Origin of the sequence: Acinetobacter sp. AYS6, assembly GCF_025630795.1 — a bacterium.
Lineage (GTDB): Bacteria > Pseudomonadota > Gammaproteobacteria > Pseudomonadales > Moraxellaceae > Acinetobacter.
This window is the reverse complement of record NZ_JAOTNV010000008.1, coordinates 284598-299667: the sequence shown is the minus strand read 5'-3', so window position 1 is coordinate 299667 and position 15070 is coordinate 284598. Positions and strand designations below refer to the sequence as shown.

11 protein-coding genes are annotated in these 15070 nt (G+C 40.9%); 1 reads left to right on the top strand and 10 read right to left on the bottom strand.

Translation table 11 applies throughout. The annotated features are described in order from the left end of the window. Window position 1: 1 nt before the first annotated feature. The 10 genes from OD757_RS14145 to OD757_RS14100 all read right to left on the bottom strand — a co-directional run bounded on the left by OD757_RS14145 (window position 2) and on the right by OD757_RS14100 (window position 13442). Complete coding sequence (locus OD757_RS14145; RefSeq protein WP_263032266.1) at window positions 2–1813, bottom strand: monovalent cation/H+ antiporter subunit D; 1812 nt, start codon at window positions 1811–1813, stop codon at window positions 2–4. Beyond that, window positions 1813–2181, bottom strand: a complete 369-nt coding sequence (locus OD757_RS14140; RefSeq protein WP_003654595.1) for a Na+/H+ antiporter subunit C — start codon at window positions 2179–2181, stop codon at window positions 1813–1815. The genes OD757_RS14145 and OD757_RS14140 overlap by 1 nt, the downstream gene beginning before the upstream one ends. Next, window positions 2178–5030 (bottom strand): monovalent cation/H+ antiporter subunit A, encoded by a 2853-nt coding sequence (locus OD757_RS14135; protein ID WP_263032265.1) that lies wholly within the window; start codon window positions 5028–5030, stop codon window positions 2178–2180. The genes OD757_RS14140 and OD757_RS14135 overlap by 4 nt, the downstream gene beginning before the upstream one ends. Before the next feature lie 314 nt (window positions 5031–5344). Next, window positions 5345–6736 (bottom strand): AAA family ATPase, encoded by a 1392-nt coding sequence (locus OD757_RS14130; RefSeq protein WP_263032264.1) that lies wholly within the window; start codon window positions 6734–6736, stop codon window positions 5345–5347. A gap of 23 nt (window positions 6737–6759) precedes the next feature. After that, window positions 6760–8262, bottom strand: a complete 1503-nt coding sequence (locus OD757_RS14125) for a UvrD-helicase domain-containing protein (RefSeq protein WP_263032263.1) — start codon at window positions 8260–8262, stop codon at window positions 6760–6762. A 9-nt stretch (window positions 8263–8271) separates the two neighbouring features. Then, entirely contained in the window at window positions 8272–9045 is a 774-nt protein-coding gene (hisIE, locus tag OD757_RS14120) for a bifunctional phosphoribosyl-AMP cyclohydrolase/phosphoribosyl-ATP diphosphatase HisIE (RefSeq protein WP_263032262.1), read from the bottom strand. A 282-nt stretch (window positions 9046–9327) separates the two neighbouring features. Continuing rightward, the gene (locus tag OD757_RS14115; RefSeq protein ID WP_009393215.1) at window positions 9328–10947 is read right to left on the bottom strand and encodes an ABC1 kinase family protein; all 1620 of its coding nucleotides are present in this window, start codon (window positions 10945–10947) and stop codon (window positions 9328–9330) included. A gap of 12 nt (window positions 10948–10959) precedes the next feature. Then, a complete protein-coding gene (locus tag OD757_RS14110; RefSeq protein WP_263032261.1) occupies window positions 10960–11628 on the bottom strand; it encodes an SCP2 domain-containing protein in 669 nt (222 codons plus the stop codon). Window positions 11629–11639: 11 nt separating this feature from the next. Beyond that, the gene (gene ubiE, locus OD757_RS14105) at window positions 11640–12587 is read right to left on the bottom strand and encodes a bifunctional demethylmenaquinone methyltransferase/2-methoxy-6-polyprenyl-1,4-benzoquinol methylase UbiE (protein WP_004640878.1); all 948 of its coding nucleotides are present in this window, start codon (window positions 12585–12587) and stop codon (window positions 11640–11642) included. Between the two features lie 147 nt (window positions 12588–12734). Further along, window positions 12735–13442 carry an FFLEELY motif protein gene (locus OD757_RS14100; RefSeq protein ID WP_263032260.1) on the bottom strand — a complete coding sequence of 236 codons (708 nt, stop codon included), beginning with the start codon at window positions 13440–13442 and terminating at the stop codon, window positions 12735–12737. A gap of 209 nt (window positions 13443–13651) precedes the next feature. On the opposite strand from OD757_RS14100, the gene OD757_RS14095 reads away from it, so the two are divergent. Next, the gene (locus OD757_RS14095; protein ID WP_009393220.1) at window positions 13652–15070 is read left to right on the top strand and encodes a polyphosphate kinase 2; all 1419 of its coding nucleotides are present in this window, start codon (window positions 13652–13654) and stop codon (window positions 15068–15070) included.

The following is a 15070-nucleotide window of genomic DNA, read 5'->3' as shown; positions in this document are numbered from 1 at the left end:
GTTATGGCTCCATAGGTTTCAATTGACTTTCATCAACAATGGTAGGGGTTTGTAGTTTGTCCTGTTGTTGTATTTGCCGATGTTTATATTCTGAAATATGTTCACCATTGAAGGTATCTTTCGAAATAACATCTGGAACAAGGTACGCGTTATGATCTTCGACTTCACCACCATATTTGGTTTCTGGTAGATAAGAGGGATCAAATGGTTGCACACTGATAGCTTCACCATTTTTATCTACTTTGAGAATAGTGCGTTGGTAAAGCGCATGGTCTTGAATCTGTTGGGCAGTACTTAATGTGTAATGCTGAATAGGTGCAGCAAATACAACATAAGCCATTAAGCCAGCAAGTAACACATATATGACTTGATCATTACGTGGTGGTGCTCGCTCTGGTAAGGCCCGATAAAGAATATACGCTGGATGAATTGGATCTTCCTCTGGAGGACTTGCTCGCCAGAACAAAATAAAACCAACACGTGTCAAAGCAATAATACTTAATAGGCTGACAACAAGTACTACCCCAATAATCCAGCCTTGATAACTGGTTTCAACTGTCGCTTGTAAAATAAATACTTTTCCAAGAAAACCACTAAAAGGTGGTAAACCTGCGAGCATCATGGCAATTAAGAAATAAGTCAGCATAGCGGCTTTTTCTTGTTTGATTCTTGGGGCAACTTTTAGATGATCTTTAAAATCTCCACGTTGTGAGGTGATCCATCCACAAAATAGATAAAAAGCTGCTCCAATCAATGTACTGTGCACTAAATAATATAATGCGCCAGACCATGCTTGTGTATTCGACATGGCAATTGCTGTGAGCAATGTACCAATTGAAGAAAGCACCATAAACCCGACGAAGCGACGTAACCGATCTGCTCCAATTGCTGCAATCACCCCGTAGAGTGAAGTAATCAAACCAATAGGAAGTAGCCAGCTTTTCAAGATGTCTTGACTAAGCGCATCGTCAAATACTGTTCCATTTACACGCAAAATCGAATAGATCCCGACCTTGGTCATAATGGTAAAAATTGCAGCTACAGGCGTGCTTGCAACAGCATAAGTTTTTGGTAGCCAAAAACCTACAGGAAGCATGGCTGCTTTAATGCCAAACACTACAAATAAAAGTAAGGCACCTGCTACGGCTAATTTGTGTTGATCTGCTTCGAGTGTGGGAATAAGGCGTGAAACATCTGCCATGTTGAGGCTGCCCACACTGCCATAAATCATACCAAGACCAATTAAGAATAGGGCAGAGGCTAAAAGATTGATAATGACATAGTGAACGCCAAGCTGAAAACGAGGTTTGCCTTGTCCATGTAAAAGCAAAACATACGAAGCCATTAACAAGATTTCAAAAAAGACGAAAAGGTTAAATAAATCGCCTGTTAAAAATGCTCCACAGATACCCATTAACAAGAAATGCACCATGGCATGAAAATAGCGACCACGGGTATCCCAATTGTCACTTGCATACCATAAAACTGGAACAACTAACGCGTAGGTGAGTACCAGCATAAAAGTAGAAAGACGATCTAATACGAGCACAATACCAAACGGTGCTGTCCATTCACTCAGTTGGTAAGTGGTAATCTGCCCCGTGCTTGCAAAGCTCAAATATACAATTGCGGTAACTAATCCGGCAATTGCGGAAACAAGACTAATGCCTCGTCGCCATGGTTGACGCCAGTCATCGTTTAAAGCACCTGCACCGGGGTTGCCTAGCAGTAATAATACAAAAGCAGTAAATGCTGGGATGAGAATGCTAAAAATAGGCGCATGTTCTTGCCAGAAAGATAAAAAATCAAACATTACGGCTCATCCTCGCGTGGGTCGTATGTTGGAGAGATGTCTTCTTTAGCATCAACATGATCACTACCTGACTCATAACGGCTACGCAGCGCCAGTTGTACAATAAAAGCGGTGGTTGCAAAACCGATCACAATGGCTGTTAACACCAGCGCTTGAGGAAGTGGATCGGTTATTTTTGTTGTTTCAGTTAAAATTGCGGGTGAGCTAATTTGTAATCGGCCCATCGCAAATAAAAATAGGTTTACAGCATAGCCAATTACAGCTAATCCAAGTACGACAGGGAAAGTACGAGCACGTAAAATCAGATAAATACCTGTGGCAACAAGTAAACCAATCGCAGAAGCCAATAAGAATTCTAAACTGATCATGATGATTCCTCCCGATGTGGTACTACAGGTCCAGACATACTTGAGTGGCGAGAGTCTCCTAGTACCGAGATGAGCAACATTGTTGCGCCAACAACGGTGATATAAACCCCTAGGTCAAAACTCGCAGCAGAGGCCAAATGTAGTTTTCCTAGAATAGGTAATTCAACATACACGTGCGCGCTGGTGAGGAATGGACGTAACCAGAACCATGCTGCTATACCAGTAAGACCAGCAATTGTTAAACCTGAACCAATCCAGATTTCGTAAAGACGACCAGACTTTGCTTTGAGTAAGTATTCAGTTTGGTCTTGGCCTAGCGCAATATATTGGATAATTAACGCCATTGAGGTAATTAGACCTGCAATGAAACCACCGCCCGGATAGTTATGGCCTCGCATAAAGATATACACACTCACGACAAGCGCTAATGGCAATACCCAAGAGGCTGTAATACGAAACATGAGTGGAGATGGATTAAAACGGTAGGTGAGACCTTGGGTTATGGTGGTACCGTGTACACGCATACCGTCCATGAGACAAAGTGAACCAATAGCAGCAATGCCTAGTACCGTAATTTCACCGAAGGTATCGAAGCCACGGAAGTCGACTAAAATGACATTTACAATGTTTGAGCCACCGCCAAGTGGTAAAGACTGTTGGGCAAAGAACCATGAAATCGAATTATGATCACGGGTTAAGATCAGCCACGCAATCCAGCCAATTCCTAAACCTCCAATAATTGCTAAAGCAGCATCTCTTAAACGTCTAGAACGAAGAGACTCATACGGCGTTAGCTGTGGAAGTAAAGATAAACTCATTAATAGAAGAACAGTGGTTACAACGTCTACCGTAATTTGAGTGAGAGCTAAATCTGGTGCTGACATGGTGACAAATACCATCGTTACAACCAGACCAATTGCACCACTAATAAGGACTGCTTTAATACGTTCATGGTGGAACCACAGCATCATCCAGCAACCTGAGAATAAAGTCAGCCAAAGAACAATGGCAATCCATGGTGCATGAGTGAGTTCTCGTGTGCCTGTACTAAGCCCTTGATTGAGTAACGGCATGGTGACCATGATGATGCTAAAAGCAATGATCAAGAACAAGTAACTTTGCAATGAGCCATTTTCAGTTTTTTGTTTGATTTTTCGGCTTGTGAGCAACAGATGTTTTAAAAATAAATCAAATAAAATGCGGCCTTGTAATTTGCCGAGACGCGGGTCAAGGTCAATTTTACGAATCATGCCATCTTTTGCTAAAGCAAAATAGAACAGTGTGCCGCCCACTAAAGCAATAATACTCATCACAAGAGGAGCGTTAAATCCGTGCCAAATTGCAAGATGGGTTCCTGCAAATTCTGGTTGCATCAAGCTTGCTCTCGTTACGCTATTTACGAGTGGCTCTACCAACAAAGAAGGTAAAACGCCGACTAAGATACATAGCACAGCAAGAAGAAGAGCAGGTGCGCGCATGCCCATAGGCGGTTCATGAGCCTCTTTATTTGGCACTTGTTTACCAATTGGACCGTCAAAAAACACACCGTGCACTAAGCGAATTGAATAACTCACTGCAAAAATACCAGCAAGCGTTGCAATGATGCTGGCAAAAATAACGGCTGAACCTGAAAGATTCGCCAATAGCTCGGTAAAGAACATTTCTTTAGAAATAAAGCCATTAGTGAGTGGTACACCTGCCATAGAAGCAGCGGTGATCATGGTTAATGTGGCAGTGAAAGGAAGTAATTGCCAAATACCACTGAGTTTTCGTAGATCACGTGTACCAGTTTCATGGTCAATGATCCCTGCAATCATAAAGAGTGCAGCTTTAAATGTTGCATGATTAATAATATGAAAAATAGCAGCAGCAACTGCTAAAGGCGAACCAATACCAAGTAAACAAACAATAAGTCCTAAATGACTAATTGTTGAGTACGCAAGTAAACCTTTTAAATCTTCTTTAAAAATGGCAAAACATGCTGCCATACAAAGTGTAAATAGGCCGATAAATGTCACAATATTATGATAGAGCGCAGCGCCTACAAAAATTGGCAGTAAGCGGGCAAGTAGAAAAATACCGGCTTTTACCATGGTCGCAGAGTGTAGGTAGGCAGACACTGGGGTTGGTGCTGCCATCGCGTTTGGTAACCAAAAATGAAATGGAAACTGAGCACTCTTCGTAAATGCGCCAAGCAAAATAAGCAATAACATTGGAACAAATAGAGCATGGGCTTGAATGGCGTCTTTCATGCCCATGATGTCACTAATTTCATAGGTCCCGGTGATTTGTCCTAATAGAACAAATCCACCCAATAACGCCAAACCACCCATCCCTGTAATGGTCAGTGCCATTCGAGAGCCGCGTTGAGCAGCTTCATAATGACTCCAGTAACCCACTAACAAGAAAGATGAAATACTGGTGAGCTCCCAAAAGACTAATAAAATAATAAGATTATTAGAGAGCGAAATACCCAGCATTGCTGCCATAAACAGCATGAGTAAAGAATAGAGTTTGCTTAAAGAATTTTTAGGGCCAAGATAGTAGTAGGCGTATATATAAATGAGTGTACCGATACCGGTAATAAGTAGAGAGAATAATAAACCAAGAGCATCGAGTCTGAAGCTTAGATTAATTCCTAATTGAGGTAACCAATCCCAGCTTTGTTGAATGCTTGCACCACCAAGCACAGTTTTAGCTTGAGTCAGTAATAAACCAAAACTGGTTAAACTGACTCCAATCGCCCCTAAAGCCGTTACTCCACGAGAGAACCGTTGAAGCAATGAAACAAGGGTGGTGCCTAATATTAACGGTAATAAGATAATTATCGGTAGCACACTCGTATCCATATGTGATTTAGGCCGAAGCCTAAAAGTGAAATTTTAATTTCAGAATAGATAGGAATTCAAAGAGAGTTCCAAGGCTTGTATTCTGAAAGCCCAACCAAATTAGAAAAATAAAGCGAGAAACAAGTTGTATTGCGCAACTTGAAGAATTAAAACGCAAAATGAAATTTATTGTACACTAAAAAAGCAGTAAAAATCTGATGTTATTACATGTAGTAACAACATCTAGTGATTTTAGAGCTTAAAAATCCTGTTTAAACTATATATTGTGCGACACCGAATTTCATTCTAAAAATAGAATAAATGAGTCATAAAAATTAAATTGAAGGACTTTCTTCGGGTGTATCTCCTGCATGAATCATGCGTAGCAATTCATTCTTTTGTTGTTCATTTAAACCCTGAATCTGTTGAAATAAAATATCAATCTGTGCTGGAGACGGGATAGGGTCTATTAAGCTCGGAGGCGGTGTTTCTATATGAGAAACCAAGGAATCGCTTTTTTGAAGTAATGTATAGATATGTTCAAGCTGTTGCTTGGTTGTATTTAAATCAAGATGGCTAATTTTACCATGCTCTAGTTTTAAACATTGATAGGCCGAGGCATGTTCCAGTAACTCCTCACGACTTCCAGTTGCAATAATTTGTAAGCGTGGGAATGCTTGGTGAAGCCGATTTAAGATTTCTGTGCAATGTGTCGAGTCGAGCTGCGCATCAATCTGATCAATGAGTAAAATTCCTTCCCCTTCAAGGCACGGGTTTAAGCTTAACGGATTGAGTAAACAGATTCTGCGGGCAATATCGCCTACTAAAGCAATCCATGTTTTTGTGGTGTTGGAAAGCTGCTGAAACGGCAGGGTTTGACCATCATAGTCAACCATGAGTTGAAGCCGAGGCTGATATTGTAAATAGATGTCTTTGAGCTCTGGCAAAACAATATTTAATGCATTTTTAAGTGCGTAGAGATTCGGAGAGGTAAGCTGTTTAGGCTGCCCAGATAACTCTTTTTGAAGCTCATTTAATAGTTCTGTCTGATCTTGTTGATCTGATTGCTTAGATTTAATGCGTTGTAAGAGATGTGCAGCTTGAGCATTTTCGATATCGCTAATTTCACGTAACCATTCAAAAAAACGCGTGAAGGTTGTAAATGGAACTGGGCTAATATCATAGGCTGAAATGGGTTGAGTAATGCCGGGTAAATTTTTATTGAGCAGATTAATATCATTTACAAATCGCTCGGCTGGATAATAAGCGACTAAGGGCAATCCTTGTAATGGATCTTTTTTGATAACCTGTTGGTAAAGTGCCATCGTCTGATCAAGTTGCTGAGTTTCGACTTGGCTGGTCCCAATGCCACTTGCATTTAGGGTTTTAAAAAGTTTCCAGCTACAAAGAGAAGAATCCACCTCTTGAGCAGAGGTGCTTTCTGGTAAAGAGCCAATTTCTGGGGGAACTTGAAGGGTGACTTCGATTTTTGATTGTAGCCGCGATTGGGTAATGTCCTGATCAGGCATAACAATACCGGGGCTACGTAAATCTTTAAGACGAGCAGGGAACCAAGTTAAAGCATGATAAGTATGTTTCAATAACATACTTTTACCGGTTGCTTGCTCACCTAAAATTAGGGTAATAGGTTGTTTTTCATATTGAAACTGTATTTTTAGTTCTTGAAATAGAGCAATATGTTTAAATTGGATAGATTCAAGTTTCATAGGCTCACCTAAGTATGAGCGCTTCAACCAACCGATTGACGAAGACTTAAAGGCGCCCTGAGTTTTAATTGTTGTATCAGATCATAAAGATGATGGATATTTAGACTTACTTTAGCACGAGTACAGGCAACGTAAAGTAATCTTAATTCTTCATCCGTAATCTTGTGTTCTAAGCCATTAATTTTAAATTGATAGTCATCTTCAATATGAACGCGGTTCCATTCTAGCCCTTTCGCTTTGTGGGCCGTCGAGATGACGTAATCAGCTTGCTCAAGTGGTGTAATCTTTGCAAGTGCTTTTTTTAATGGTTCAGTTCCGTGATCATCAACCAGTTTAACCAGAGGTTTAATGTCGCTTCCTTCACTGGTTTCACAGTATTCATGAACATCATGCCATGAATTGAACCATGCTAGCTCAGGAACGTCCGTGACCCTTTTGCCTTGTTTTAAGAAACTTGCAGCATCTACAAAACGGTTTAGTTTTTGATGGTCAGCTTGCAAACTCACTTTATCGCCATGAACCAAACCTGCTAATAAAAGTTCCATTGCACGAGCATTGGTGCGGCATAAAATCGCATCACGCATTTTAGTATGCGGTTTATTTACGACGCTCGATTTCTGGTTTGGATTACCCAGCAAGGGCACAGTTTCATTTAATCCGCCAAGCAGTGCATTGGCCACATCGGCAATAGCCTCACCAAAACGAAAAGAAGTGGTTAACCGAGATTCCGGCAAAGGCAATTGTTGCATGGCATTAATTGCACCACGCCAAGCGTAGATTTGTTGATGCGCATCACCTACATAAATAACTTGAGTATTTTTTTGGCGAAGCAAAATGCCCAGCATTAGAGGGTCAGCATCTTGTGCTTCATCAAATAATACATAGTCAGTAGGAATGTTTGGTTCAGACAATGCCCAAAGTTTGAGGTAAATATCATGTCCAATACCAGCTTGATGGTTTTGGTCAATCGACTCTAACCAGCGCCGTTCCACAGCAGGGTAAAGATGATTTTGTAATTCAATAATATCATCTGGATGCAACCAGTTGGGCGCCTGAATATGTCGAGGTGCCGGATATTGAGAACTCGTTGAGCAGAAATAGCTTACTGCATTTGCGACAAGGCTCGCTAGGCGACTTGGCATTAAAACATATTTTTCGTAACGCCCACCCATCATACGTCGTAGCGTAATAGGTGCTAGTCGATATTCTTTCGCAATAAAACTTGGGCTTAGTCGGGGTAGGCGTAATTTGTCAGTTACACCGCGGGGCACGCTACGAAAGGCGAGCGAGTGAAAAGTACGACAGTCCACATTACGATGGAATTTGTTTTGTGCTTCACCCGCAATAGCTTTGTTAAATGCGAGATACATACCGCGCCGTTCAGGCATGGCATCGCTAATCATTTGTAAAGTGGTGGTTTTACCTGTGCCAGCATAGGCAATCACTTTAAATGACTGCCCAAGACGTGCGTTATCTATGGCAATGGCTTGTTCATAGGTGGCTTTAGGTTTTTCAATATTCGACACTGAGTGATTTTATACCTTGTTGCGGTTAGCTTTTTCAACTAAACCAGATAAACCCTGACGGCGGGCTAATTCTTCAATAATAACGTGTGGATTAATATCGAAATAACCCAACATGACAATAGTATGGAACCACAAATCCGCTGTTTCATAAACGAGATCGTTTAAGTGAGCTTCTGAATCCTGTGCGGCAAAATCTTTAGCAGCAATAATCGCTTCTACACTTTCCTCACCGACTTTTTCTAAGATTTTATTGATACCCTTTTTGTAGAGGCTTGCAACATATGAAGTGTCTGCTTCAGCTTGCTTACGCTCTTGCATCAATTGACCTAAGTGAGCAAGTACGTCGACTTGTTCTGTGGGTTGTACATGATCGTGTGCTTCAGTTTTAGCTTTTTCGCCATAAATTGCAGTAGGGTCTTTTAACTGTGCATCGACAATTTCCCAACCCTGTGGTGTAAGTTTGCGATAGAAGCAAGACTCACGACCTGTATGGCATGCAATACCACCGTGTTGTTCAATTTGTAGCACAATCACGTCGCCATCGCAGTCCAGACGAATTTCATACACTGTTTGGAAATGACCTGATTCTTCACCCTTGTGCCAGAGTTTTTGACGAGAGCGAGAGAAATAGACAGCCTGATTTTTTTCTGCTGTTAACGCGAGTGCTTCACGGTTCATCCATGCCACCATCAAAACACGTCCGGTTTGATGATGTTGAGCAATGGCAGGGATAAGACCTTGTTCGTTAAATTTTACTTCATCGAGCCATTGCGCGTTATTCATGAGGAATCACCAAAGAAATATGAACTATAAATTGATTTAAGTCAGATGCTAAAAATAGCTTGTATAGTGTACGGCATCAGCGTCGTTTTGCGGAGAAATTCTTTGCGCTTTTTCTTTCTGTCATGCTAAAGAACGACTTATCTTCATTACTTGTCAGTATGTTATTCAGATATTTGCGACGGTTAAAACCGAATAATCAAGATCGGTAATTTTCAAAGGTTATTCTTCTATTTTTTAAACATTTATATGCTAAAACTAAGAATAACCTTTGCTAAGGAGAAGTTATTTCAATATGCGCCAAAGTGCCAATAAACTGCTTAGCACAATTAAAATAATAGAAACAAACCATGGGCTAATAATCGCGATGGTCAGTAAAATCAGCATGCTACTACCGAACATCCAACTGCGGCGTTGTTGATGTTCCATTTGTAAACGAAGTTGCTGAATTTCGCGTAACTGACGGTCTTGCCAAGCAGACTGATTTTTTAAACCATTTAAACTATCAATAATTAAGCTTGGAAAATCTTGAGCACCTAAAAGCAGGTCTGGTAGTTGCTGTCCTAACTCTTTTATATTTTTGACTGGGTTCATATTGGCCTTGACCCATTCAGTCAAAATTGGTTTTGCCAATTTCCAGATGTCGAGCTGTGGATAAAGATCTGTACCTAGGCCTTCAACATGCACTAAAGTTTTTAGCAACAACATGAGCTGCGGTGGAATTTCTAAATGGAAGCGGCGGGCAATATCCATCACTTGAATTAGAATGCCAGCAAAATCAAGTTGATCCATTGGTTTAGACACCATTGGGCCAACGGTGCGTCGCATTTCACGTGATAGCGCATCTTGGTCTGTACCCGGTGGGATCCAGCCAGCTTGGTGCACAATTTGAATGAGTTGCATAAAGTTGCTGTTCATTACAGCAAGCAACATGCGGGCAATTGTCATCTGGTCATGCTTAGATAACTCACCCATAATCGCACAGTCGAGTGCAATAAAGCGTGGATTGCTTGGGTTAATTGTTTCTACGAAGACATTGCCGGGGTGCATGTCGGCATGGAAAAAGTTATCGCGGAATACTTGCGTAAAGAAAATGGTTAATCCTTTTTCTGCAAGTTGTGCGCGGTCCATGCCTAGACGGTCAAAAGTTGCCGTATCTGAAATAGGAACACCTGTAATGCGCTCTGCTACCATGACATCTTTGGTGTCCATGTAGACTTCAGGCACATACATCATGGTTGAGCCAGTAAAATAATGGCGCATACGACGGGTGTTGTCTGCTTCAATACTCAAGTCCAGCTCATTTAAAATGATTTGGCGGTAGTCTTGAATAATTTCAGTGAGATGTAAGGCACGAGCCGCTTCAAGGCGACTTTCTAGTGTGTTGCCTAACCATGCCAAAATTTCAAAGTCTTGCAAAATTTGGTTGCGAATGTCGGGGCGAGTCACTTTAACAACAACTTCTCGACCATCGTGCAAAGCAGCAGTATGAACTTGGGCAATTGAAGCAGCCGCTAAGGGCTGGTCATCAAAGCGAGCAAACAAGGTATTTACATCAGCTTTTAACGAGTCTTGAATGCGTTGTTTGGCGACATTGCTATCAAAAGGTTTTACCTGATCTTGAAGTAAGACCAATTGAGCAAGTATTTCTGGTGGAATCAGATCACGTCGAGTTGACAGTAATTGTCCAAGCTTAATTGCGAGCGGTCCCATATCTTCTAAAGCTTCTTTTAGCTTTAAAGGATTTTTACGTTCGCGACTAGACCATGCAGCCGGATGCATTTTAATAATGCTTAATGCATGTTGAGCTTTAACTGGTAATTCATCCGCAGGGAACAACGTATCGAGTCTATAGTGCGCTGCAATACGCCAAAGTTCGAGTAAACGTGAAACGTGCGGAATCATATACGGTCTTACCTAATCTTGAGAGGGTTGTAGTTGTGCGTTGAGTTGCTGCAATCTTGCTTCTAGACGATCAATGTCTTGATTGAGCTTGCGAGTTGCTTGAGTTAAGTCGTCCATTTCCCAACGAGGGGCAAATAGTCCGCTATCTTCTTTTAATGCATCTTCAGCAAAAAATAGATGGCTTTGCACCGAGCGTTTTAAATGTTTAGGTACAAGCTGAATCTTGCCAATTTCGTGGGCAAGTTGGGGACCCACCCATCTTGATAAGTGCGCAGCTAAATCTGGTTCAGCTTGCTGCATAATCTTTTGAATATCCTGTAACAGGTGATAATCACCTTGCAATGGGATATTACCAATCTGATCTGGATCGCTGACCAATAATTTAATCAGTTCGACCACATCTTTAACATGCAAAGTTGCTGTTGCTTCAGAAATTTTGAATTGCGCATCAAAAGGGCGTTGTTCAAAAATAGAAGGCTTTTCACTGTGCCCTGTTGCAGTAGGTTCAAGACGTACTTTTTCTTGGTCAAAGAATACATCGACAGAAAGCTGCGGGCTATCAATCACAACACGCAACATTTTGTCCTGTAACTGATTAAGCTGAATGCGTGTAACCGCATCCAGATCGATCAGATGATGAATGATACGTTCGACTGCACCGAGTGCCAGAATCGACCACATATCGTTATCCCTTACAGTTTGAAGCCACGGTGAACAGCAACGATACCAGCAGTAAGGTTGTGATAGTCACAGTTCTGGAAGCCAGCATTTTCCATCATACCTTTTAAGGTGCGTTGGTCTGGATGCATACGAATTGATTCAGCCAAATATTTATAACTTTCTGAATCATTGGCAACCAATTTACCCATAATCGGTAAAGCAGTGAATGAATAGAGGTCATAAAGTTTTGAGAATGGCTCAAATACAGGTTTAGAAAACTCAAGAATAAGTAAACGACCACCTGGCTTCAACACGCGGAACATAGATGCAAGCGCTGCATCTTTATCTGTCACGTTGCGTAAACCAAAGCTAATGGTGAGTAAGTCAAAGCTGTTATCTGCAAAAGGTTCTAACGTTTCTGCATTGGCAAGTACGAAATCAACATTGGTACAGCCTGCGTCAATTAGACGGTCACGACCTACATTAAGCATAGATTCGTTAATGTCTGAGAGAACGACATGGCCTTGAGGGCCCACTTCGCGGCTAAATACTTTTGCCAAATCGCCTGTACCACCAGCAATATCCAACACATGTTGACCACGGCGTACGCCAGACATGTTAATTGCAAAGCGTTTCCATAGGCGGTGAATACCAAATGACATTAAGTCATTCATCAAGTCATATTTGCTTGCAACCGAGTGGAATACTTCTGCAACTTTTTGAGCTTTATCTTCAGTTTTAACAGTTGAGAAACCGAAGTGTGTGGTTTCTCCCACGTTGCCAGTATTGCCAGCACCACGTGGTAAATTGTATTTCGGTACAGAACCATTCACAGGTGTGTCTGTTAAGGTTTGCTGTAAAGTTTGTTGTTGCCCTTGAGGGGTACCTTGCGGTAAAGGTGAGCTTAGGAATGGGCTAACTTTGTCTGAACTTTGTGCCTGCTCAGTTGGAGATGTTGGCTTTTGGTTTTCGTTAGACATATTGTCTCTCCTAGACTCAAACTCAAGTGAAACGGAATAAGTTCTGCATGATGACAGATTTTGTCTATTTTTACAGGCATCATCATGCAAATATAATGAATAAAATCTCAACTTCGTAAGGTTGATTTTTTCTCTGTGCCGACCTTATCACACTCTAAACGGATTCGGATGCCCTGAATGTACATTTTCAATAATTTGGCGTTCTTTTTCAGTAAAAGTCTTGATAAAGTTCTCGGCTGATTTTAACGGTTTCATCGCGCTAAAACCATCTTGGATAAAATCATACATCAATTCGAAGTGATATTTTTGGGCAATACCTTTACACATTTTAAACGCCGTAAACATCATGAATGAACGCATATATTTATCGAGTGCTGCGCCTAAATCATCAAGAAGAGCAAGCTGTTGATAACGCGCTTCTGCCTGATCAAGTTTGGTGAGGGTTAAGCGCATAATCTCGTCGGTTAATACTGTATCTGCCGGATAGTCCTCAAGAAGCTGTATCGCTACTTGTTCATCAAGTTGAGTTGCAAGCACAGCTAAACTGACCGATTTAGTTCCAGTTTTAATTGCATTCTCAGGCAATACTTTTTCTGCTTTATGGGCATATTTCAATAGACGTTCAATTTGTGCTGCAAGTGCATCAAACTCTGGACCACCATATAAACGATTTAAAAAATACTGTGCCATGAGTTTGTGTTCAGGCAAGTTGAAAAATTCGTGATGCGTATCTTTCATCCGTTCTTTTAGCCATGTTTGTACATCTTGCAACCGTTGGGCAAGCACTGGATTATCGTGATAATTAAATGTTTTATATTGTTGTAAAAGTTCATCAAAAGCAGCGAGTTTAGACATGTAAGACTCTAATATTGGGCTATTTACAAAAAATCATAAGAGGCATTGTAACCTTGTACTATGGCGAGAAGATGTAAAAAAAATGATTCATGCGTCAATTTTTAGACGGAATTTGGTCGCAATGACATAATTTGTATAGCAATTCATCATTTAACCGCATAAGTTAAAGATCATCGAAATTAAACAATAAAATATTAGAGCTGTGGACTATGAGTGAACAACAACCAAAATTTGAAATTCGAGATGAAGAACAGCTTTCAGTCGATTTGATTGAAGCACAATATGCTTTAAAAGAAAGTCGAGGCAAACCAAATGCTAAAAGCACACTGATATTAATGAGTGGTATTGAACTGGCAGGGAAAGGGGAAGCCGTGAAGCAGCTTCGCGAGTGGCTAGATCCAAGATATTTGAGAGTAAAAGCAGATGCGCCACGTGTGCTGACAGATACAGAAGCATTTTGGCAATCTTATTCGGAGTTTATTCCTACTGAAGGCCAAATTGTGGTGATGTTTGGCAATTGGTATAGCGATTTGCTTGTCACTGCAACACATGTGACCGAACCTCTAGATGAAGCACGATTTGATGCTTATGTTGAAAATATGCGGGCATTTGAACAAGATTTAAAAAATAATTATGTCGATGTGGTTAAAGTCTGGTTTGATCTTTCGTGGAAATCACTACAAAAACGTTTAGACAAAATTGACCCGTCAGAGCAGCATTGGCACAAGCTCCACGGCTTAGACTGGCGTAATAAAAAACAATATGACACTTTGCAAAAGTTACGCCGCCGTTTTACAGACGATTGGTACATTATTGATGGCGAAGATGAAAAGCAGCGCGATCAATTTTTTGCTCAGTACCTTTTACAACACATGCGTCAGCTTCCAGAGCATGAAACGGTAGCTAAAGGAAAATGGCAGCAAGCAAAAATTCCAGAGAGTTTATTAAAACCCGCTCAGGAGCAGTATGACAAAGCTGAATATAAAAAAGAGCTCGATAAACTGAGTAAAAAAATTGCTGATGCTATGCGTTTTGATAAACGGAATGTTGTGATTGCTTTTGAGGGAATGGATGCTGCGGGTAAAGGCGGTGCAATTAAGCGAATTGTTAAAAATTTAGACCCACGTGAATATGATATTCACTGTATTGGTGCACCTGAACGCTTTGAAGCACGTCATCCTTATTTATGGCGTTTCTGGAATCGTATTAATGAGGCCGAAAAAATTACGATCTTTGACCGAACATGGTATGGTCGGGTACTCGTTGAGCGTGTTGAAGGGTTTGCTTCGCCTTTAGAGTGGCAGCGTGCCTATGACGAGATTAATCGTTTTGAAAAAGATTTATTTGATAGTCAAACAATTGTAGTAAAAATTTGGCTAGCGATTAGCAAAGATGAGCAAGAGCAGCGTTTTAAAGCCAGAGAAGAAACACCGCATAAGCGTTTTAAAATTACCGCAGAAGATTGGCGTAATCGTGATAAATGGGATGATTATTTAAAAGCCGCAGCAGATATGTTCGAGCGAACCAGTACTGATTATGCACCTTGGTATATTGTCGCAACTGATGATAAATATACGGCACGTTTAGAGGTATTAAGAGCAGTTTTAAAACAGCTGAGAGCAGACTAA

Coding starts and splice junctions, on each gene's coding strand:
- OD757_RS14145 (WP_263032266.1), bottom strand. CDS start 1,813: ATGTTTGATTTTTTATCTTTCTGGCAAGAACATGCGCCTATTTTTAGC.
- OD757_RS14140 (WP_003654595.1), bottom strand. CDS start 2,181: ATGATCAGTTTAGAATTCTTATTGGCTTCTGCGATTGGTTTACTTGTT.
- OD757_RS14135 (WP_263032265.1), bottom strand. CDS start 5,030: ATGGATACGAGTGTGCTACCGATAATTATCTTATTACCGTTAATATTA.
- OD757_RS14130 (WP_263032264.1), bottom strand. CDS start 6,736: ATGAAACTTGAATCTATCCAATTTAAACATATTGCTCTATTTCAAGAA.
- hisIE (WP_263032262.1), bottom strand. CDS start 9,045: ATGAATAACGCGCAATGGCTCGATGAAGTAAAATTTAACGAACAAGGT.
- OD757_RS14115 (WP_009393215.1), bottom strand. CDS start 10,947: ATGATTCCGCACGTTTCACGTTTACTCGAACTTTGGCGTATTGCAGCG.
- OD757_RS14110 (WP_263032261.1), bottom strand. CDS start 11,628: ATGTGGTCGATTCTGGCACTCGGTGCAGTCGAACGTATCATTCATCAT.
- ubiE (WP_004640878.1), bottom strand. CDS start 12,587: ATGTCTAACGAAAACCAAAAGCCAACATCTCCAACTGAGCAGGCACAA.
- OD757_RS14100 (WP_263032260.1), bottom strand. CDS start 13,442: ATGTCTAAACTCGCTGCTTTTGATGAACTTTTACAACAATATAAAACA.
- OD757_RS14095 (WP_009393220.1), top strand. CDS start 13,652: ATGAGTGAACAACAACCAAAATTTGAAATTCGAGATGAAGAACAGCTT.